Source organism: Enterobacter genomosp. O, assembly GCF_001022965.1.
Classification (GTDB): Bacteria; Pseudomonadota; Gammaproteobacteria; order Enterobacterales; family Enterobacteriaceae; genus Enterobacter; species Enterobacter cloacae_L.
Window position 1 is genome coordinate 36,609 of the sequence record NZ_LECZ01000021.1, and the last position, 23,204, is coordinate 59,812.

Here is a 23,204-nt window from a genome sequence, read left to right on the forward strand (position 1 = left end):
ACTATTTTCGGAGCATTCGTTTTGCAACGATTTATGTCATCAAGCCCGAACAGACCGTCGCCCGGGCATCTTCCGGCGCTCAGTACAGATAATTCCGTTTTGCCAGGTCAACCAGTTCCGCCAGACGTGTCATCTTGAATTTTGCCATGATGCGCTGCTTATACGCGCTTACCTTTTTATTATTCATATTCAGCAGTGAGGCGATAATCTGGTTGCTGTAGCCCGCAGAAATATAGCGCAAAATACAGATATCAATGTGCGACAACGATAATAACAGCGATGCATCACGGGGATAGCGGTAGTGGTGCTGCCACAACTCAGAACCATAGCAATAGCCCCCGGAGGTGATCTTGTTGACGGTGGTAATAATTTTATCAAGGGAACTGTTTTTATTTATATAGCCTGACACACCGGCCCGTCTGCTCAACTGAATATGAAAATCGCTGGAGGACGACGACAAAATAAGAACCTTTATATTAGGGTAGGATTTTCTTATTTGTACCAGATGAGAGAAAACCTCAGGGCTCTGTTGTAGATGCTCCATAATAATCAGGTCAGCATCTAGCGCCGGCAACGCGCTGTGCATTGCCTCAATCGTTAGGAATTGTGCCGCAGTCTGATAACCGTGTTCTGCTAATAAACCCTGGATGCCTGTTCGGAGCAAGGAACTGACATCCATGAGAATGACTTTTTTATCTGACATTCCTGATTGTCCTGATTGGGTGACAAAAATGTCATTTTCCCTGTGCGCTAAAAAAAGTTGGCTAAGACTTGTCTTTATCTTTGCCATTATTTTCTTGCGTTCAGATGCCATCAGGTGACAGCGTCTCTTACCTCCTTTTCTCCCTCCTCTAAGACATATAAGACCGGTTTGCGACAGGTCTTATTAAGCCAAAACTTGCCAGCCGGGAAGATAGCGTCAGCCAGGGAATGTATCCCGTATGGAAGTGCGTCTGGCGCATTGCGCGGACACAGATCGATTATTTACACGAGAATTTAAACATGACTCTCAAGCCAGTAAATATTGCAGTCGTTGATAAAGAGACGATTGTCAAAGCTGACGTTCTGCGCAGTGAAAAGGTTGGCAGTGCTGTCAAAATCAAAGCCATTCCGAATGCAAAATACATTCTTGCTGAAGGGGAAAATGGCGTCGCGCCAGAAAACATTACGCTGAAACGCGTAGGCAAAGACCTGTTCGTCATGCTGGAAGGCACTGACGAGGATCAGCCACAGCTGATTATTGAAGACTATTTCGACAACCCGGGTGAACTGGTCGGTAAAGGCGAAGATGGCCAATGGCATGAGTACATTGCTACTGACGGCGACGACGACGACAAAGCCGCTTTCCTGCTGGATGGAGAATCCTCCGCTCAGGCGCTGGGTGCGGGCGCTATTGCGGGCCTGGACGGTCTGGCCGTCGCGGGCACTGCGTTTTCTCCTGCTCTGCTGGCGCTGGGTGCGTTAGCCGGGATTGGTGCGCTGGTGGGCCTGGGCGCGATTATTCGTCATAACCGTGATGATGGCCACAAAGACAATAATAAAGGCACTGTTACCCCTGCACCTGTAACGACCCCAGAACTGAAAGACGTGCACGACGACTACGGCACGAAAACCGGCTCGATCCCCCAAAACGGCGTCACCGATGACGCGACCCCAACCTTCAGCGGTACCGGTAAGCCGGGCGATATCGTTGAATTCTGGGAAAACAACCAAAAGCTGGGTGAAACCCGCGTTAATCCTGATGGTTCCTGGACCTGGACGCCGGAAACCCCGTTGTCTCACGGCGATCATAGCATTGTGCTGATCGGTAAAGGCCCGGACGGCCGCACCAGCGCGCCGAGCGATTCTTTTGACTTCACCGTTGATCTGGAAGCGCCTGTTAAGCCGGGAATCGGCGAAGTGGAAGATAACGTCGGTGACGTAACTGGTCCTATTCACAACGGTGATGCGACCGACGACAAACAGCCCGTCTTCCGCGGCGAAGGCGCTACGCCTGGCGATACCGTCCGCCTGATCGTTGACGACGAAGTGGTCGGCACGGCGATCGTGGGTGAAGACGGCAAATGGGAAGTGACGCCGGAAAATCCTCTGGATGGCGGCAGCCACTCAGGCAAGGTGATCATCACCGATCCGGCGGGTAACGACAGCGAACCGTCTGATGACTTTAAATTTATTGTCGTACCGGAAAAACCGATCATCGGCGAAGTAGAAGACGACGTCGGTACCGTTGTCGGTCCGATTCAGAACGGTGGGGCAACTGACGACACACAGCCGACATTCCGTGGCGAAGGTGCTACGCCTGGCGATACCGTACGCCTGATCGTGGACGACGAACTGGTGGGTACCGCGATCGTTGGCGACGACGGTAAGTGGGCGGTCACGCCGGAAAATCCCCTGGATGGCGGCAGCCACACCGGGAAAGTGATCATTGCCGATCCTGAAGGCAATGCCAGCGAACCGTCAGATGACTTTAAATTTATTGTTGATCTGGAGCCACCGGTCAAACCTGTTATTGGTGACGTCGAAGATGACGTAGGACCGGTTGTGGGCCCTATCCACGATGGCGATACCACTGACGACACCCTTCCGGTATTCCGCGGCGACAATGGCACGCCCGGCGACACCGTGCGTCTGATTATTGACGATGGCGTCGTGGGCACGGCGATTGTCGGCGATGACGGCAAATGGGAAGTTACTCCGGAAAATCCACTGGGCGATGGCGATCATGAAGCGGTTGTGGTGATCGTCGATCCTGTCGGTAACGCCAGCGAACCGTCCGATCCGATCGGCTTTATTGTTGATACCACGCCGCCGGCAAAACCGACAATTGAGACCGTATTTGATGATGCTGGCCTGAAAACAGGTTTCCTGGCAAACGGCGATATCACCGATGACAGCACTCCGGACTTCACCGGTACCGCAGAAAAAAACAGCGTTGTGCACATCATCGTCAATGGCCGTGAAGTGGGCTCGGTGACTGCGGATGCGACAGGGAAATGGACCTGGACACCTTCTCCGGCGCTGACCAATGGTCACTATGACGTCAGCGTCGTCGCTGAAGATAAGGCCGGTCTTCGCTCTGAACCGTCCGACGCGTTCGCGTTTGACGTTGTGGCGGGCGGTATTCCGACGGCGCCCGCCATCACTGACGTGATCGACGACGTGGAATCGCACACCGGTACCATCCAGCAGGGCGGCATCACGAACGATGACCAACCGACCATCACCGGTACGGGTCAGGATGGCACTACCGTTTATCTGTACGACGGCGCTAACCCGAACCCGATCGGCAGCGCGGTGGTGACGGGCGGAACCTGGACCATTGATATCGCCACGCCGCTGGCGCAGGGCGAGCACCGCTTCCGCGCGGTAGCGGAAAACGCCGTTGGCAACCGCAGCCCGGAGACGGGTGAGTGGGTGATTAATGTGGACTCCATCGCGCCAGGCGCAGCGACCGGCGTTGAGCTGTGGGATGACTTCGGTACGCCGGGCATTATTGCGGACAACGACACCACCGATGACAACACCCCTACCTACCGTGGTCAGGGTGAGCCTGGCGGCACTGCAATCATCGACCTGGGTAATGGCACCACCGTGCGTGTCCCGGTCGATGGCAGCGGCAACTGGAGCTATACCCCGGCACCTGCGCTGGCGGATGGCGATTATGCCTGGCGCGTCTCGATTGAAGATAAAGCGGGTAACGTCGGTCCGGCTTCCGATCCGATTCACTTTACCGTGGACACCAGCCGTAACGGGATCTCGATCGGCCACGTAGAAGATAACGAAGGGGCGGTGCAGGGCAATCTCGCCAGCGGCAGCCACACCGACGACACGACGCCAACCGTTGTGGGCCATGCCACGCCTGGCGCTGAGGTCAAAGTTTACCTGGACGGTACGCTGGTTGGCAGCGTGATTGCGGACCCGCGTACCGGTGAGTGGAAATACACCATCAATCCGGCGCTGTCAGCTGACGGAACTTACCAGATCACCGCCAGTGAAAACACCGGCACCGGCGACAGCGCTCAGACCGCACCGTTTGATTTAACGCTGGATACCCGCGTACCGGCAGGCACGTTCGACAGCGTATCGGATGACGTGGGCCTGGTGCAGGGCGACCTGGCAAACCCGGCGGTGACCGATGACACCACGCCAACCCTGCACGGGACCGGCGTGGCGGGTGATGTGGTCTTTATTTATGACGGCACCACGCTGATTGACTCCGTAACCGTCGGACCGGGCAACACCTGGAACTACACCCTGCCTGCGCAGAACAACGGCACAGAGCTGGCGTTGACCACGGTATTCCAGAGCCCGACCGGCGTCAGAAGCGCGCCGTCTGCGGAGTGGAAACTCATCATTGATACCGACGCACCACTCGGTAACGCGGTGGTTGACGGGATCACGCAGGACTCCGGCGTCAGCGGAAGCGACTTCATCACCAACAGTGGTAAAGCCGGTAGCCTGGTCAGCGGCCACCTCTCCGCGCCGCTGGAGGCGGGCGAGCGTGTGCTGGTCTCCGTTGATGGCGGCACAACCTGGCAAGAGGCGCTGGTCGACGGCAATCGGTGGGCGTTTGTCGATGGGCAGGGTCATAGCGCGGACTGGACCATCCAGACTCGCGTGGTCGATGCCGCCGGGAACTACACCGAATCCTCTCAGAAGGTCGTGCTGGATCAGGTTGCGCCAGATGCGCCGACTGACGTGGTGCGCAGCGGTAACGACGTGACCGTCACGCTGCCGGGCAGTGGCGTGGTGGAAGGCGATACGGTGCTGGTGAAGAGCGGCGACATTACCGTCACCCATACCCTGACGGCGGCAGACATTGCCAGCGGCAACGTGACCCTGACCATGCCTGCGGGCGGCTACACCGATATTCCGGTAGGGGCGGCAATTATTGACGCGGCGGGGAACAGTTCGAGCTACCGGACCAGTGATTTTACCAGTACCAATAACTTCGAAAGCGATACGGAGTTCGCGGCCATTAATGCAGGTGCGTGGGTACACGGGATGCGTTTCTCCCACACGGCGGATACCGGCACGGCTGATTATGAGTTCGACAGACAGATCATTGGCACTGGAAGTACCAATAGCTTGTATTTGTACAGCAACTCTGCCGATACCGGAATGGCAGCCAGCATGTTTGTTGACTTCCAGTACGGTGCCCACACCGTCGATTTTGTTTTCAACCCGAGGGTTCCTGGTCCATCGACGGTGGTGACTTTCTACGACATTAACGGCAATGAAATTAGCTCTCAGAATGTGACTGCTTTTGGCAATAACCGCAACGTCTCTGTGTCGTTCACCAGTCCTGATGATACGCCGGTTTACCGAATGGAGATCCACCATCAGGAGCAGTCGGGCAGCATCGGGTTTGGTTTCAGTGTCGACAACCTGGTGGTAAGCGGTTCCGCGATAACCCTCACCCCAGGTGAATTCCTGGCGGATAACCAGGGCGATATCTGGTTCGGCGACGCGGCGGACAACCTGTACCAGGTTGCTGACGTGGGCAGCCTGAGCAGCGCAGTGATTCAGGGTGGCGAAGGCACCGATACGCTGAAGCTGCTGGGGGCGGATCAGCATCTCGATCTGAGCACGCTGACCAACAACATCCAGTCCATGGAAGTGTTCGACATTACGGGAACAGGCAATAACACCCTGACGCTGAGCGCGGGCGATGTGCTGGAAAACGCTACACAGAACCTGTTCCACCCAAACGACTTCAACCAAATGATGGTGAAGGGCAACGCGGGTGACACGGTGAACCTGAGCGACCTGCTGCCGAACGGAATGGATCCGGGTAACTGGACCGATGGCGGGACAGTGAGTGTTGGGGGAGTGGAGTATCAGTCTTACCAAATGGATAGCCTGAATACCGAGATCCTCGTTCAGATGGGAGTCACGGTCACGCTGCAGAACCATTAATTGATGCCAGGAAAGGGAGGTTCCCTCGGGGGAACCTCCAGGATGTTTTAGACCAAACCATAAACAGAATTCATTTGGAAAATAGTATGAAAAAGACCATTACTGCTAACAACAATACTGAACCTAATATCGCGGCCATAGCTGCCAATGATACGCTGCCACCGCTGCCGACAGATGTTTTATTGTGGAACGACTTTCAGTTCCCGCGTGAAATCCATAACGGCGATCCGAGCGAAGATAACACCCCAACCTTCAGCGGTAAGGGTGAACCCGGGATGACTGCCGTCATTGACCTCGGCGGCGGCCAAAGCGTCCGCGTACCGGTCGATTCAACCGGTAGCTGGAGCTGGACGCCTGCGCCTGCGCTGGCGGATGGTTCTTATATTTGGTCTGTCGCACTGGAAGATGCTCAGGGCAATCGTGGCCCATCTACCGCGCCAATTAGCTTCGTCGTAGATACCTTAGGGAACGCGGTTTCCATCAGCCACGCTGAAGATAATACCGGCACGCTGACCAACCCGCTGGCAAGCGGCAGCAGCACGGATGACGTTAATCCTGTCATCGTGGGTACCGCGACGCCGGGCTCTCTGGTGACGTTGTATGTTGACGGTAAAGCCGTCGGTTCTATGATGGCCGATTCGACAACCGGAGCATGGGCCATTGAGGTTACCCCGGCTCTGGAATCCGGTAAAACCTACGAAATCACCGCGGGTGAGTACAGCGGCCCGGGAGAGATCCCTCCGCCGACGCGCCCGTTCCTGCTGACCATCGATACCGTTGTGCCAACGGGCAGCTTAGATCGCGTATCGGATGACGTGGGTCGCTATCAGGGCGATCTGGCCAACCCGGCAGTGACCGATGACACCACGCCAACCCTGCACGGTACCGGTCGTCCTGGGGACATCGTGTTCGTTCGCAACGGCAGCGACATCATTGACTCTGTCACCGTACGCGCCGACGGCAGCTGGGAATATACCCTGCCGGAGCAGACGAACGGCACCGCGCTGGACGTCAGCGTCGTCTTCCGTGGCCCAACCGGCGTGGAAAGTGCGCCGAGCGCACCGTGGAAGCTGGTCATTGATACCGAAGCGCCAGGCAAACCGATCATTGGTGATGTGGAAGACGATCAGGGGCCGGTTGTCGGCCCAATTCACAACGGTGACACCACTGATGATACGCAACCGGTCTTCAGCGGCGGCGGTGCCGTGCCTGGTGAAACCGTTGAGCTGATCGTTGATGACGAAGTGGTGGGCACCGCGATCGTCGGTGACGACGGTAAATGGGAAGTGACCCCGGAAAACCCACTGAAAGACGGTTCACATGAAGCCGTGGTGGTCATCACCGATCCGGCGGGCAATTCCAGCGAACCGTCCGATCCAATCGGCTTTATTGTGGATACGCAGCCACCGGCTAAACCCACGATCGACACCGTATTTGATGATGCAGGCCAGCAAACCGGCAATATCGCTAACGGCGGCATTACCGACGACAGCACCCCGGACTTCACCGGTACTGCCGAGAAGAACAGCCTGGTGTTTATCATTGTGAACGGTCGTACGGTTGACTCTGTGACTGCTGACAGCACCGGTACCTGGACCTGGACGCCATCGCTGGGCCTGGCCAACGGTCATTACGACGTAACCGTTGTGGCGCAGGACAAAGCGGGCCTGCGCTCTGAGCCGTCTGACGCGTTCTCGTTTGACCTGCTGGCGGGCGGTATCCCGACGGCACCGGCGATCACTGACGTGATCGATGACGTTGCTGCGCATGTCGGTACGATCCAGAACGGCGGCATCACGAACGATGCGCGTCCGACTATCACCGGGACCGCGCAGAACGGCACCACCGTCTATCTGTACGATGGCACAAACCCGAACCCAATCGGCAGTGCCGTGGTGACGGGCGGCCGCTGGACCATTGAGTTTGATACCGATCTGGCCCAGGGCGAGCACCGCTTCCGCGCCGTTGCGCAGGATGTCACCGGTAACCGCAGCCCGGAAACCGGCGAGTGGGTCATTATTGTGGATTCCATCGAGCCGCTGGCCGCGACCGACATTGAACTGTGGGACGACTTCGGCACGCCGGGTCTTATCGCCAATGACGACACCACCGATGACAACACCCCAACCTACCGTGGTAAGGGTGAGCCTGACGGCACCGCGATTATCGATCTTGGTAACGGCACCACCGTGCGCGTACCGGTAGACAGCAAAGGTAACTGGAGCTACACCCCGGCGCCTGCGCTGGCGGACGGCGACTACACCTGGCGTGTTGCTATCGAAGATAAAGCGGGTAACGTGGGTCCGGCTTCCGATCCGATCCACTTTATCGTGGATACCAGCCACAACGGCGTCTCCATCAGCCACGTTGTGGACGATCAGGGCGACATCGTGGGTAATCTGGGCAGCGGTAGCCACACCGACGACACCACCCCAACGGTTGTGGGCCGCGCAACGGCTGGCGCGGTGGTGAACGTGTATGTTGACGGCAAACTCACGGGTAGCGTGCAGGCAGACGCCGTGACCGGTGAATGGCAGTACACCGTCAACCCGGCGCTGACCGCAGATGCACTCTATAAAATTACCGCGACCGAAAACGCGGGCGCAGGTGAGAGCGCGCCAACCGCTCCGTTCGAGCTGACGCTGGACACCCGTGTACCCACCGGTTCTCTGGACCGCGTGGCGGATGACGTGGGCCTGGTTCAGGGTGACCTGGCGAACCCGGCAGTGACCGATGACACCACGCCGACGCTGTACGGTACCGGTGTGGCGGGTGACGTTGTGTTTATTTACGACGGTACCCGACTGATTGACTCGGTCACCGTAGGGCCAGCGAACACCTGGAACTTTACGCTGCCGCAGCAGAACAACGGAACCGATCTGTCCCTGACGGCGGTATTCCAGAGCCCGACCGGCGTGAAAAGTGCGCCAACGGCACCGTGGAACCTGACTATCGATACCCAGGCACCTGATGCCCCGGCCATCAAAGGCATGTACGACGACGCGGGTCATCTGATTACTGACGGCAGCCGCTCGCGCGACACCACGCCAGAGCTGCGCGGTACCGCTGAGAAAGAGAGCCTGGTGAAAATTTACGTGCCGGGCAGCAATGTGCCTGTAGGTTCTGTTTATGCCGATGCGGACGGTAACTGGAAATGGACCTCTCCGGCGCTGTCCGATGCGCAGCACGATTTCTATGTCAGGGCGCAGGACAAGGCGGGGAACGTGTCGGGTGAATCCAACCATTATGGTCTGGAAGTCGACACGAAAGCGGCTACGCCAATCATTCTGGGCGCGTACGATGACGTGCAGGGCGGCATTTATAAAGGGCTGGTACCGGACGGTGGGCTGTCCAACGACGCGAATATGGAACTGCGCGGTACGGCAGAAGCGAACAGCATCGTCTACATCTACAACGCGTATAACAACGCGGTGCTGGATACGGTCAGAGCCGATGCCAACGGTAACTGGAGCTGGGAGCGTGCAGTAGCAAACACCGCTGCGGGTCGTCCGCACATGTTCTACACCATCGCGAAAGACGATCTGGGCAACGTTTCCGGTAAATCAGCGACCTATTCACTGAACGTGGATACGGTGAATAACGCGCCGGTGATTCTGGGTTCTTACGATGATGTACAGGGCGGCGTGTATAACGGCCTGGTGGCTAACGGCGGCGTCACTAACGACAGAACGCTGGATCTGCGCGGCACGGCTGAAGCGGGCAGCGTGGTGTATATCACTAACCCGGCCAACAATACGGTCTATGGTTCGACCACGGCGGGTGCGAACGGGCAATGGTCCTTCCCGGTCACCACCAACTATAACGTGACGTATAACTTCCAGGCCTACTCCATTGACCCGGCCGGAAACCGCTCAGTGAACTCTTCGCCGTATGCGATTACCGTGGATACGGTCAACGCTGCGCCAGTGATTCTGGGTTCATACGATGATGTTCAGGGCGGTGTGTATAACGGTCTGGTGGGTAACGGCGGCGTCACCAACGACAGAACGCTGGATTTGCGCGGTACGGCGGAAGCGGGCAGCGTGGTGTATATCACCAACCCGGCCAACGGCACGGTCTATGGTTCGACCACGGCGGGTGCGAACGGGCAATGGTCCTTCCCGGTCACCACCAACTATAACGTGACGTATAACTTCCAGGCCTACTCGATTGACCCGGCCGGAAACCGCTCAGTGAACTCTTCGCCGTACGCGATTACGGTGGATACGGTCAACGCTGCACCGGTGATCACCAGCGTGATGGATAACGTTGGACCAGTGACGGGCAATGTTGCCAACGCGGGTAAAACCGATGACAACACGCCGACCCTGAACGGTACGGCAGAAGCGGGCAGCACGGTTTACGTTGCGGTGAATGGTACGACGTACAGCACGACCGCAGCGGCCAACGGTAGCTGGAGCGTGACGCCGTCGGCACTGCCGCTGGGTAACCATACCTTCAGCGTGTTTTCCATTGACCAGGCGGGGAACAGGAGTACAGGTGTTTCGCGTAGCCTGACGGTTGAAGCGCCGAAGACCAGCGGCTTTGAAGACTTCAACGCCGTCCCGATCCAAAACTACGGGAAAGGATTGGTGACGCTGTCGAGCGGCCTGAAATTTACGTTAAACGATAAATATTACCCTGGATACGGCGCGGCAATTTATCAGTGGGGGGCATCGAATAGCCGCAAACTGGCGCTGACAGGCGATATCACTATGCATTTCGATGGTGTAAATGCCGTAAGCATGCAGATTTCAGGTGCGAATGATTCCGTGCAATCAAGTGTCGTTAAGTCAACCTACACGGTCTACGACACTGCAGGAAAGGTTATTTCCTCCGGGCTTCTGCCTTCAGGTGAGGCGACATTTACCGCCACGGCACCTGCGGGACGTGAGATCGGTAATATTGTCTTTAGCATGGGTCGTGGTGCAAGCAGCGGTCTGTCGGGCGGTGGTAACACGATTAACACCGACCAGTACATGATTGACGATGTTCGCTGGACCGTGAACACCTCCCGCTCTGCGTCAAGAAGTATGATGCTGAATACGGAAGAGCAGCACGACGATAACAGCCACATTGTCAGCACGCTGAACGGTCATGAAATCAAACTGGATAACCTTCAGGACAAGACGATTGATCTGACCAACGGCAAGCAAGACAAGCTGAATATCAGCCTGAACGACGTGCTGACCCACGCTGAGAAAGACCTGTTCATCGCTGATGGCAACAAACAGCTGATGGTGCAGGGGAATAAAGGCGATGTGGTGAACCTGAACGATCTGCTACCTGATAACAGCGATCCGGGCAACTGGACCAATGCGGGTAACGTCAAGGTTTCCGGCGTGGAATACCAGGTGTACCACATGGAAAACCATGACGTGGAACTGCTGGTGCAAACCGGTGTGACCGTCAACGTGAATAATCACTAATTTAAACTTTTCCAGGCCTCCTTTCGGGGAGGCCTGTGGAGGATTTATGACTTTTTTCAAGACCTCTTTATTCGCGGCGCTGTTTACCTCCTCCGCATTGGTTATGACTCCGGCGCTGGCGGCGGAGAACTTTGGTAAGACTTATCAACCCGTTGCGCCTGTCGGCCAGACGCAGACCCAGGTGGTCTATTACCGTGACGCCAGCAATACCGAAGGCGGCGCGGCGCATATTTATGTTGATAACGAGTTTCATGATGCCCTGCTGCCTGGCGGATTTACGGCATTCTGCCTGGCACCGGGTAAACACAACCTGGGCGCGTACCAGAACGATGCTCCACAGTATCGCGGCAAGGAGCAGGGCTACAACGTAGAGATGACCGGCGGCCAGACCTACTTTGTGCGCGTCAGCCACACGATGAACGCGGTGCCGGAAGCCCGTACCCGTGAGCAGGCTGAGAAAGACCTGGCAGGCCTGCGCGAACAGACTCACGTGCTGTCCCGCGCCTCAAGCGTTGAGGCCTGTAATTACCTGCCAGCACCGCAGTACAAAGATTACACCCTGTCTGGTGATGTGATGTTCCGCTTTGGCCAATCCAGCGAGAAGGGCGTTTCCGCTCAGGGTCGCCAGGCCGTAAAAGATCTGGTGACGACAATCAAGCGTGAAAACGTTGAACTGAAGCAGATCCAGGTGATCGGCCACACCGACGCCATTGGTAGCGATCGCAGCAACTATGCCCTTGGTCTGAAGCGCGCGCAGACTGTCCGCACCATGCTGGCTGAAAACGGTCTTCCGGCTCGCCTGATGAGCGCCTCAAGCGTGGGGAGCAGTGAACCCGTGGTGAACGACTGTGCGGCATCCAGTAAAAAAGAGCTGATTGCCTGCAATGCCCCTAACCGTCGTGTTGTGGTGCGCGTAACGGGCGACCAGGACGTGAGTGCGCAGGCTCAAAAATAATATTCCATTCAGCCATTCTTGCCGGGTGGCGCTGCGCTTACCCGGCCTACAATCTTCAACCCCTTTATTGTAGGCCCGTGCAAGCGCAGCGCCGCCGGGCAAAAATTCCTCCCTGAACCTTTTTCGTGTCAAAAAATAAGCAGTTCCATTGAGACAGGTCTCATTAAGGCAAGACCATTCCGCGTGACAGAATATTCCTAATTCACTGCAAAAAGTTAATTCATCTTTTTGATTTTAATGAGTTTTAATAACCAGGAACACGCGAATTATGGAATCCTCAATGGCCAATACCCAGGAGGAACAGCTGCAAGCCACCGCTCGTGATACCCGACTGAATGATGACTCCTTACTCCGAAGTATTGCCTGGCTGTCGGAGCATTATGGTCTGGGTAAAAGCGACGATGTCCTGCTGGCTGGTCTGCCCGTTGAACAAACTCTCTCACCCTCTTTAGCGCTTGATGCGCTCAAAAACGCCGGTATCACCGGGGGGCTCATCAAGCGTAACAGCGCCGAATTGCCCGAGCAGGTATTCCCCATGATTCTGCTGCGCAAAGGCGCGGGCGGAATGGTGCTGCTCGCGCGGGAGCGTCGTAAAAATGCCGACGATAAATGGGATCTGTTCTACTCCCTGGTTATGCCGGAAGTGGGTAACGAGCCGGTTGAGCTGAACCACGAGGCGCTCAGCGAACTGTATGTCGGCTATGCCATTGCGGCGAAACCGACAGCGCGCATTGACAGTCGGGTAAGCGATATCGCTCCGCCACCGCCGAAAGGCCATTGGCTGTTTAGCACGCTGTGGCGCTACCGCAGCTACTACCGCAGCGCCGCGTTGGCCTCGGTGCTGGTTAACGTACTCGCGCTGGCGACCGTGTTCTTCACCATGAACGTGTATGACCGCGTTATCCCAAACCAGGCGTTTACCACGCTGTGGTCGCTGGCGATTGGCGTGCTGGTGGCGATGGTCTTTGAAGCGATCACCCGTACGGTGCGTGCACATCTGCTGGATAACGCCGGGAAAAAAGCGGACTTGATCGTCGGCAGCATTCTGTTTCGTCAGTCTCTGGCGGTCAAAATGGAGCACAAACCGGCCTCGTCCGGCTCGTTTGCCAACCAGCTGCGTGAGTTTGAATCGGTCCGTGATTTCGTCTCTTCCGCGACGCTTGCGACCATTGCAGACTTACCTTTTGTGCTGCTGTTTATCGGCATTATTTTTGCCATCGGCGGTTCGTTAGCCATTATTCCGATGCTGATGCTGCCGATGATTCTCATAGTCAGTCTGCTGATCCAGTGGCCGCTGGCGAAGGTAATGAAAGCCAGCCTGCAGGAAGCCTCGTTGAAGCAGGGCGTACTGATTGAATCCATTGAAGGTATGGAAACCCTGAAATCAGTCGGCGGTGAATCCTGGATGCAGAGCCGCTGGCAGAAATTCAGCGCTATGCAGTCCAGCAGCGCGGCAGCCTCGAAGCACTATTCGACGCTGGCCATGAACTCCGTGAGTTTTTTACAGCAGCTGCAGACGGTGATGCTGATTGTCACCGGGGTATACCTGATTGATGCCGGTAATCTGACCCAGGGTGCGCTGATCGGTACCGTGATGCTGGCCGGCCGCGTGACCGCGCCGTTAAGCCAGGTGATTGGTCTGGCCGTGCGTTATCAGCAGGCGAAAGCCGCGCTGTCGTCGCTGAACAGACTGATGGCACACCCGACCGATCGCAGCAGCGACATTGATTACATCAAACAGCCTGAGCTGAATGGCGACATTGAGCTGAAAGGCGTGACCTTTTCCTACCCGGCACCGCCGATGCAGCCTAACCCGGAGATCCTGAAGGGCGTCAACCTGACGATTAAACCGGGCGAGCGCGTGGCGATTGTGGGCAAAATCGGCAGCGGTAAATCAACCCTGCTGCGCATCATTGCGCGTCTTTATACCCCTGTGAAAGGGCAGCTTTTCAGCAGCGGCCTGGATGTAAATCAGATTGAACCGTCTGACTGGCGCAACAACGTCGGCTTTGTCGGCCAGGAAGCGCGCCTGTTTTACGGCACCCTGCGTGAAAACATCATGATTGGTCGCCAGAACGCCTCTTCCGATGAATTCCTGCACGTGCTGCGCCTGACCGGGCTGGATCAGATTGCTGCCCGCCATCCGCGCGGCATTCATATGCCTGTAGGCGAGCAGGGGAACAGTCTTTCCGGGGGGCAGCGTCAACTGGTGTCACTGGCCCGTACGCTGCTGGCGAGACCGAATCTGCTGCTGCTGGATGAACCCACCAGTGCGATGGATTCCCAGACGGAAGCCCTTTTCTTACAGCACCTGAAAGTTGCGACCGCCGGACATACGCTGGTGGTGGTGACCCATCGCCCGTCGCTGCTGGCGCTGGTGGATCGCCTGGTGGTGATTGATGACGGCAAAATTGTGGCCGATGGTCCTAAACAGCAGGTGCTGGCCGCGCTGAACGGTACGCCTGCCAACGACAGTCCCCCAGCGAAAGCCGCGACAGGAAAACAGCCCGTGGAGGCGAGCGCATGACATTCTTTAAACGCAACAGCAAACAGAAAAACCTGTCGGCGCGCGACGCCGCCTGGATGAGCGACATTCAGGAGGCGTTATTTTCCCAGACCACGCCAAAATCACGGCTGGTGCTGTGGCTGATCCTCGTTGTCTTCTGCGGCTTTCTGATCTGGGCGCATTTCGCGAAAGTGGAAGAGATCACCAAAGGCGACGCGAAAATTGTCTCCAAAAGCCGTGAGCAGGTCATTCAGAGCCTGGAAGGCGGGATCCTGGAGGAGATGAACGTGCGTGAGGGCGACATTGTCGAGCCGGGGCAGGTCTTGCTGAAAATCGACCCGACCCGCGCCCAGTCAAGCTATCAGGAGACGCTGCGTAAAGTGGTGGCGCTGGAAGCGACCGTTAACCGCCTGCGTGCAGAAGCCTACGGCCTGCCGCTGACCTTTAGCGACCGCGTGAAAGCATATCCTTCTGAGGTGGATCTCGAAACGCGCGCCTACAACAGCCGCAAACAGGCGCTGGAAGAGGGCGTAGCTTCGCTCGAGAAAAGCTACCGCCTGGCACAAAATGAAATCGCCATGTCAGAACCGCTGGCCGCTCGCGGCCTGCTCTCTGAAGTGGAACTGCTGCGCATGCGTCGGCAGGCGAACGATCTGCAATCGCAGATTGTCGAGCGCCGCAATCGCTACCAGGCGGATGCCAACGCCGATCTGATTCGCCAGGAGCTGGATCTGGTGCAGGCCGAAGAGAGCCTGACCGGGCGTGCCGACGTGGTAAGCCGGACGACCATCACCGCGCTGGTGAAAGGCACGGTGAAAAACGTACGCGTCACCACCATCGGCGGCGTGATCCAGCCCGGTGAACACATTATGGAAATCGTGCCGCTAGAAGACCAGCTGTTGGTTGAAGGGAAAATCAAACCGTCAGACGTCGCCTTCCTGCATGCCGGTTTACCGGCGATGGTGAAGATCACCGCGTACGATTTCGGCATCTATGGTGGCCTGAAAGGGCACGTGTCGCTGGTCAGCCCGGACACGCTGAAAGATGACGCCAAAGCCGCTGCCGGTCGTCCTGATGATACCTACTACCGGGTGATGGTGTTAACCGACAGCAGTACGCTGACGGCGGGCGGGAAATCCCTGCCGATTATCCCCGGGATGATCGCCACGGTGGAGATCCGTACCGGCGAAAAAACCATTCTTGATTATCTGTTGAAACCCATCTTCAAAGCGAAGGAAGCCTTCCGCGAGCGTTAATATGAAAAATGATTCAATCTTTATGCAGCGCCGCCTGGCGGCGCTGCTGACGGCCGCGGCTTGTCTGGTATCGGCGAAAAGTGCAGCCGGTAGTGATGGTTTATTAGCCTTTTCGCCTGCCACCCCTGTGGTAAAATCTCGCATGGTGATGGCCTCCACCCCGCCCGCGCCAGCCGCTCCGTTAGTGGAGCAAAGGCCTGCTGCGGTAACACGCGATACTGGCACGCCACGCGCCACAGGTCCGGTACCCAGCGAAGGGGATATTCGCGCATTGTTTAATGACGCGGTGAATACTGCACTGAACGTTAGCCCGGAAGTGCGCGGCGCCAACTTTAATACCGAGGCGGCGCAAGCCAACGTGGATGAAGCGAAAGGTCAGCGCTGGCCGCAAATTGATGTGGGTACGCGATCGAAAAGCTATCAGTTTGGTGGGGGAGAGCGTCGATACAGCGACAGCCGACCGGCGGTGACCGTCAACATGGCCACCACGCTGCTCGATTTTGGCCGCACCAGTAACACTATTAAAAGCCGTGAAGCCCTGCATGATGCGGCGAAAAATAACGTTGATGCTCAGGCGGAAGATATCGCCTGGCAGGTCAGTAGTGCGCTGGTTGAGCTTAGCAAACAGCATCAAATTATCAGCCTCAGCCAGCAGTACGTGGCGCGCATGAACGAGCTGGTTGAGATGTTAGACGGTATTGTGAAGGTCGATCAGGGGCGTCGCAGTGAGCTCACTCAGGCGAGAGGGCGTCTTTTACAGGCGCAGTCTTCCCTGGATACGGCGGTCTCCCGCGCCCGCGATACGGAGATTACCCTGAAGCGTCTGTTAGGTGACAAAACGGTACCGCTGCCGACAGCGACCGCCTGGAATCTGAAACCTGGTGCATTGACGACACAGCTGGCGGCCATCGACAACCATCCGACGATTCGCCAGGCGCAGGCAGAAACCGCCTCGGCACTTGCTGATGCTGACGCTGCGCGATCGGCGTCGCTTCCGACGGTGACCTGGAACGTTGGCAAAAGCACGGGGCGCGATGAGCTGGGACGTGAACAGTCCTGGGAAACGGGAGTTAACGTTAGCTGGCCCATTTTTCGCGGCGGTTCTCAGCGAGCTGCTGAACTCTCGGCAGCACGTCGCGCGGATGCCAGCAGAGAGGCAATTGAACAACAATCACGCGATCTGGATAACCGCGTCCGGGCGGCCGATCAGGATGCCCGCAGCATGCTGGAGCGCGCAGGGCTATACCATGACTTAGCGCTGGAATCCGATCGTATTCGCCATGATTTCTTCGATCAGTGGTATCACCTCGGCAGACGAACCCTGCTGGATGTGTTGAGTGCCGAAAGTGATTATTACGGCAACCAGGTGGCAGAAGTGACTAACCGCTTTGACGGCTACGCGGCCATTTTCCGTAGCTATGCGAGCGCCGGTACATTGCGGCAGTGGTTGCGAGACAGTCGCTAAACTACGTTTAAATGACTCACGCAGCAGGCACAGACAGAGAGTGCAGATGAATCACTATTCAGGAAAGAAAATTTATATCGCCTTGCTTGACGATCATCCGATTGTCCGCAAAGGGCTGGAGATTATTTTCAGCCAGGAGCCAGATTTCGAGCTGAAAGGCAGCTTTGCCAACCGCATTGATCTGATTAATTTTTTACGTACCAATCGAATTGACGTGCTGATCCTCGACTATTTACTCGGTGATGAAGATATCGACGGTTTGCCGATGATTAAACAGCTGATGAGCAATTTCCCCTGGCTGAAGATTTTAATCTCATCGACGCTGGAAAATACCGCCATTGTCCGCATGGCGCTGAAAGCGGGCGTCCGGGGTCATATCGGTAAAAGCCGTGACGCCTCGGAAGTGGTCGATGCGGTGCGCCGCGTAGCGGCAGGTCATATCTGCCTCTCTGAAAGCATGGAGAAGGAGTTTTATCTTATCTCCGAGCCGTCTGCACCCGGAGACGTGGAAGATGAACAGCATGTCATCGACGGTATTGGCCGTCTGGATCAGCTTTCTGCGCGGGAACTGGAGGTATTACGCCTGTTCCTTTCTGGTATGTCGGTGCTGCAAATCTCTGAGAAGTTCAGCCGTAGCCGCAAAACGGTCAGCGGCCAGAAGAAATCCGCGATGAAAAAGCTGGGCGTGAAGACCGACCCGGAACTGTTCCTCTGGCACGACCAACTGCTGTAATGAGCCGGGTGGCGCTGCGCTTACCCGGCCTACGGTTCCTTGTAGGCCCGCGCAGCGGGCTCCCTGTTGCGCAGCGCCGTTGCCAGGTCGCTAATAGAGCATGGCTTAAACAGACAGTCGTTCATCCCCGCCTGCAAACACCGCTCCGTAATCTCATGCATTGCATTGGCAGTGAACCCAATAATCCAGGTGGGGGCCCGGTCCTGCTCACGCTCGGCGTTACGCATCATGCCCGTTAGCTGATAGCCATTAATGCCCGGCATATTGCAGTCGGTGATGACCACATCAAACGCGGTATCTGCCCAGATTTTAAGTGCCTCATCGCCGCCGGAAGCCAGATGCGCGTGCTGTCCCAGCCAGGCCAGCTGTTTGGCCAGCAGGATGCGGTTTGCCGGGTTGTCATCCACCACCAGCACATTCAGTGCCGGCAGCTTTTCATCTTCCTCATCACGCTGAACCCGGGACGTAACGGCGCGGGTGACTTTAGGCAGAGAGAAGGTCGCCCTGACCGTCGTACCCACATGCTTTTCGCTGGCGAGCGTGAGCGTACCGTTCATGCTTTCACAAATGGTGCGGCTGATATAGAGCCCCAGCCCGGTACCTGCCCGGCGGTTATCTGCCTGGCTGAAGGGTTTGAAGAGCGCGGCCTGCTGGCTGGCATCAATCCCGACGCCGCTATCCTGTACCTCAATAATGAACTGCACGTTGTCGGTGCCGGTCACCTCAGCTTGCCGTAGGGTGAGCGTCACGCTGCCGCGATCGGTAAACTTAATGGCGTTACTCAGCAGGTTGGAGAGCACCTGCTTAATACGCAGCGGGTCGGCGTAGACCTCGTACAGCGCTCCTGTTGGGAAGATTTTGTTCAGCTGGATATTCTTTTCAATCGCCACGCCCTGGAATACCCGAAGCATATTGTCGATGAGCTTCTCGAACTGTACGGGCTCCGGGTTGAAATCGAGATGCCCGCCCTCAATGCGGGAGATATCCAGAATATCGCCAATCAACCCCACCAGACCTTCCGCCGAGTCGTAAGCCACTTCCAGCGCCTGCAGATCGTGCTCGCCACGGCGTCCTTTCTTCAGAACGATATCCAGCATGCCGATAATCGCGTTCATCGGGGTGCGGATCTCATGGCTCATGGTGGACAGGAAAACCGATTTTGCCCGGTTGGAATCTTCCGCCCGATCTTTCGCCTCGCCCAGCTCCGCCAGCAGCGACTCACGTTCGGTGAGCATTTCGCGCAGTTGGGTGAGCTGTTCGTTCAGCTGCCTGCGCAGCGCCGCTTTACGCACAATCTGCCGACGTAAATAGAGCGCCCAGCCCAGCGCCAGCAGCACCAGCACTCCGCTGAAGACGCCGGTCGCGATCAGGACCTCGCGATAGCGATACCAGAAGCTGTCGACCACCACCAGCTCGTTGGGACGCCAGCGGTTCGCCACGTTTTCCAGTTCAATAGGGGAGATACTCAGCAAAACTTTATCCAGAATGCTCTGCAGTTCCGGACTTGCCAGCCCTACGCCAAAGGAGACCCAGGCGGGGGATTCGCCAACGATCGACACCACCTTCAGCTGATCCTGAAAGTTGGTGTAGATCTGGTAATCCGTCATCACCAGAATACCTATCGCCGCGTCGGCATCTCCATTGGTGATGCTGGAGAGCAGCTGCGATTCATTGCCCACATGCACAATTTTAATTTCCGGGTAACGCTCGCGCACCATCCGTTCGATGCCAATATTTTTCACCAGCGCCAGCCGTTTCCCGCGCAGGTCGGCCAGTGCGTGAATATCGTTGCGCGAGGTCGATGTGGCGAGGGAAAACGCGCTGCGTAAGTAGGGGCGCGTGAAGAGGATCTGATCCTGGCGCGCTTCGCTCGGGGTTACCGACGCGAGCATATCCGCCTGCCCATGGTTTACCTTCGCGATCAGGTCATCTGTGGTATCGCCGGTCTCAAAGCGAAAGCGCAACCCGGTTCGCAGCGACACCACGGAGAAGAGATCCGCCACCACGCCGCGCAACACGCCCTTATTATCGATAAAGGAGACCGGCGCGGCGTTATCCTGGCTGTAGATCAGTACGTTTACCTCGGGATGACGGGCAATCCACGCTTTCTCCTGGTCGGTAAAGTCCAGGGACTTGGTCCCCTGGGCAATATCGACACGATCGGGCTGCCAGCGGCGATAGAGATCCAGCTTTTCCTCTTCGGGCACGGCGTGGATGGTTGCATTAATTAACGTATTGAGCTGCGGGTTATTCTGGCTCAGGGCGAACCCGACTTCACGGTTGGGCAGCCGAGAGAAGCGCTCGATGTGAATATTGTTTAAATAGTTTCTGCTCAGCGAATAGCTGTTACCCAGATAGGCGCGGGACTGCCCAAAGGCCACGGCGCTGAGCGCTTCCTGATAACTATCAAACAGGCGAAAACGCGCGTTGGGATAAGCCGCTTTCACTTGCGCAAGCGGCAGGTAGTCTCTGACCATCGCCACATCCGTGTTGGCAAGATCGTCCGCCAGCGGCTGGGTGTCTCTGTCATTAATACCCAGCACGGGTTTGTCGCTGGCATAGGGCGTGGAGAACACAAAGGCGTCATTTGCCTCAAAGGCGGAGACCGACGGAATAAGGTCGATATCGCCACGGGCCAGCGCCTGCCACAGCTCTTCCGGTGAATCGTACAGGATGACCTTAACAGGCAGATTAAGCTGCCAGGATACCAGGCCGAGATAGTCGGCGCTCAGCCCCTCATACTCATGTCGCATATTGCGCATGCCGAAAGGGGGAGCGTCATAGGCATTAATGCCGACCGTCAAATGTTGCACATGCTTCAGTAGCGTTGCCTGCTCGTCGTTAAGCGGCAAGCGATTCACGCCTTCAATAGGGGTGCGCATCAGAATTTTATATTCTTCGCTGTGTGCCGATGGCATCACGAGTAAAAATACAACCAGCAGCAAACAACGACGAAGGTAGTGGCGCATAACTATTTATAACGCTCCTGAGGATAAAGTACTGAGAGTCATATTCTGCTTTAAGGGCGAAAGCATTGTTATAAGACAAGGCTTGGTTATTATTCTGGCAATCGTTAATAACGAAAAGCGCAATGTCTGGTCAGCAACGTTATTATTTCAGCGTTATCACCTCAATACTAATATAAGCGCGCGGTTTCGCCTGCTTTATGCTGCTTAAATTTTACGTACTCCATCGATTGCCGGGAACATCAAGACGGGTCTTGTCGCTTACTTTACAGGCGAATGGGAAAATAATACGCACGTTTATTTCATTACTGAGCCTGTACGATGCGCCGATCCCTTCATCCTCACTCTTCTGTTGCGAACCAAAACGCAATGCGTCAGAAATTCGCTGCTCTGGCGGAGCAGTACCGACACGCTATGGCCGTTGCGGATTACGCGACCGCCTCTCGCTGCTGCGAACGCGCTCTGGCCGTTCTGCCGCACAATATGTCGGTACAGAGCGATTACGCCCTGAGCCTGATGCGTGAGGGAAAGCATGACAAGGCGTACAAAGTCTATCGCAAGATTTATCAGTCGCCCCGCCGCCATGAAGCGTCAGAAACCTGGCTCGATGGTCTGGCGGAGCTGTGCGGGCATATGGGCAAAACGGATGAAATGCGCGCCTATGGTCTGGAGTCATTGACCCTGTCTGACCAGCGTTTCCGTCAGGGAACCGTCTGGCCGCTGCCCCAGACGCCACCGCCGCCTTTCCGGGCAGATTGCCCGGAAAAGAACATCATCGCGTTCAGTCTGTATGGCGATCGGCCGCGCTACTGCGAAACCTTAATTAAAAACATTGAGGCCGCCGCAGAGCTGTTTCCGGCCTGGCGCTGCCGCGTCTATCTGGATGATTCCGTGCCGCAGCACGTCTGGCAGCGGCTGGCGCAGGCGGGAGCCGCGCTGGTGGATATGCGCCAGGAAAAGCACATCTACCCAACCCTGTGGCGTTTTCTGGTGATGGATGACCCGCAGGTCGAGCGTTTTTTAGTGCGTGACGCCGACTCCCTGCTCTCTGAGCGGGAGCAGGTCTGCGTGGAAGCCTGGTTGCGTTCGCCATTTTATTTTCACCATATGCGCGACTACTTCACCCATACCGAACTGCTGCTGGCGGGGATGTGGGGCGGCTGCGGCGGCGCGATCCCGAATGTGAAAGGGATGATGCGTCAGTTTACGGCGGGCTACCGGGGGAGCACGCGTTTTACCGATCAGTATTTCCTTAAAGTGGCGCTCTGGCCTACGGTCCGGCAGAGCATTCTGAACCATGATGAGATCTTTGCGTTTCATCATGCCCAGCCCTGGCCTGCGCACCCGCCAATTCGCTGGAATGCGGCGCATTTTCATGTGGGCAGTAACGCCGGATTCACCGTGCTGGCGGGAGCAAGTGAGAAAGCCGATGGCGAAAAACAGGCCGTTGCGTTACGTATAGAGGGGGTAAGCTATCACTACACGGCGGTAGTGCAAAATGGACAATGGCAACTGCCCATTCCTTTCTTCCTCGCCGACGGTTTTCGCGCGGGCGAGGTAAAGGTTGAAGCGATCGCGTAATCGGGCTATGTCTGAGGAGCAACGTCTATTCCCGTCTGCACCAGCAGCTCCGTCTCGACACCCGAATGGTGATACACCTCGTATTGCACCCCATCCACGGTGACGGAGCCTCTGGCTTTCATCCATTCTCCGGGCTCTGACTCTGCGGGCAGCAGATAGGAAAGATTGACCTGCTGCCCGGGCGTGCCCTTTATCATGAGCTGCTTACTGCTGTCGTCGATAAAAAGACGCTCCTCACCCTGAATAAAAATATCTCCGAGCGTGAGCTCGACCAGGTCAGGAAATTGAGCATTAATCGCTTCATCCGTGCGGGATTCAGTATTGTTGTTGCTGTTATTATTCATTTCTAAGTAACCTGTTTTCTCATAGCAAATCTATCGATTTTTTTTAC

The 23,204-nt window shown here is 56.6% G+C and carries 11 protein-coding genes; 8 read left to right on the forward strand and 3 right to left on the reverse strand.

The window, feature by feature from the left end; all coding sequences use genetic code 11:
- Positions 1-79 precede the first annotated feature (79 nt).
- On the reverse strand, positions 80-814 hold the full coding sequence (locus ABR39_RS02720) for a response regulator transcription factor (protein ID WP_240477048.1): 735 nt from the start codon (positions 812-814) through the stop codon (positions 80-82).
- Between the two features lie 188 nt (positions 815-1,002).
- Between ABR39_RS02720 and ABR39_RS02725 the strand changes: the two genes are divergently transcribed.
- The 7 genes from ABR39_RS02725 to ABR39_RS02755 all read left to right on the forward strand — a co-directional run bounded on the left by ABR39_RS02725 (position 1,003) and on the right by ABR39_RS02755 (position 18,266).
- Positions 1,003-5,922, forward strand: a complete 4,920-nt coding sequence (locus ABR39_RS02725; protein WP_240477049.1) for an Ig-like domain-containing protein — start codon at positions 1,003-1,005, stop codon at positions 5,920-5,922.
- An 86-nt stretch (positions 5,923-6,008) separates the two neighbouring features.
- A complete protein-coding gene (locus ABR39_RS02730) occupies positions 6,009-11,351 on the forward strand; it encodes an Ig-like domain-containing protein (protein ID WP_047345670.1) in 5,343 nt (1,780 codons plus the stop codon).
- A 46-nt stretch (positions 11,352-11,397) separates the two neighbouring features.
- A complete protein-coding gene (locus ABR39_RS02735) occupies positions 11,398-12,306 on the forward strand; it encodes an OmpA family protein (RefSeq protein WP_047345671.1) in 909 nt (302 codons plus the stop codon).
- A gap of 268 nt (positions 12,307-12,574) precedes the next feature.
- Entirely contained in the window at positions 12,575-14,833 is a 2,259-nt protein-coding gene (locus ABR39_RS02740; RefSeq protein ID WP_047345672.1) for a type I secretion system permease/ATPase, read from the forward strand.
- Positions 14,830-16,068 (forward strand): HlyD family type I secretion periplasmic adaptor subunit, encoded by a 1,239-nt coding sequence (locus ABR39_RS02745; protein ID WP_047345673.1) that lies wholly within the window; start codon positions 14,830-14,832, stop codon positions 16,066-16,068. The genes ABR39_RS02740 and ABR39_RS02745 overlap by 4 nt, the downstream gene beginning before the upstream one ends.
- Position 16,069: 1 nt before the next feature.
- Positions 16,070-17,533 (forward strand): TolC family protein, encoded by a 1,464-nt coding sequence (locus ABR39_RS02750; RefSeq protein ID WP_047345674.1) that lies wholly within the window; start codon positions 16,070-16,072, stop codon positions 17,531-17,533.
- A gap of 46 nt (positions 17,534-17,579) precedes the next feature.
- On the forward strand, positions 17,580-18,266 hold the full coding sequence (locus tag ABR39_RS02755) for a response regulator transcription factor (RefSeq protein WP_047345675.1): 687 nt from the start codon (positions 17,580-17,582) through the stop codon (positions 18,264-18,266).
- A gap of 29 nt (positions 18,267-18,295) precedes the next feature.
- Here the strand turns inward: ABR39_RS02755 and ABR39_RS02760 are convergent, their stop codons facing one another.
- Complete coding sequence (locus tag ABR39_RS02760; protein WP_047345676.1) at positions 18,296-21,235, reverse strand: transporter substrate-binding domain-containing protein; 2,940 nt, start codon at positions 21,233-21,235, stop codon at positions 18,296-18,298.
- Between the two features lie 366 nt (positions 21,236-21,601).
- Here ABR39_RS02760 and ABR39_RS02765 point away from each other — a divergent pair, with 366 nt between their 5' ends.
- Positions 21,602-22,813 (forward strand): tetratricopeptide repeat protein, encoded by a 1,212-nt coding sequence (locus tag ABR39_RS02765; RefSeq protein ID WP_123156764.1) that lies wholly within the window; start codon positions 21,602-21,604, stop codon positions 22,811-22,813.
- A 5-nt stretch (positions 22,814-22,818) separates the two neighbouring features.
- On the opposite strand, the gene ABR39_RS02770 is transcribed toward ABR39_RS02765, so the two are convergent.
- Positions 22,819-23,157, reverse strand: coding sequence for a hypothetical protein (locus ABR39_RS02770; RefSeq protein ID WP_047345678.1), 339 nt, complete (start codon positions 23,155-23,157; stop codon positions 22,819-22,821).
- Positions 23,158-23,204: the final 47 nt, after the last annotated feature.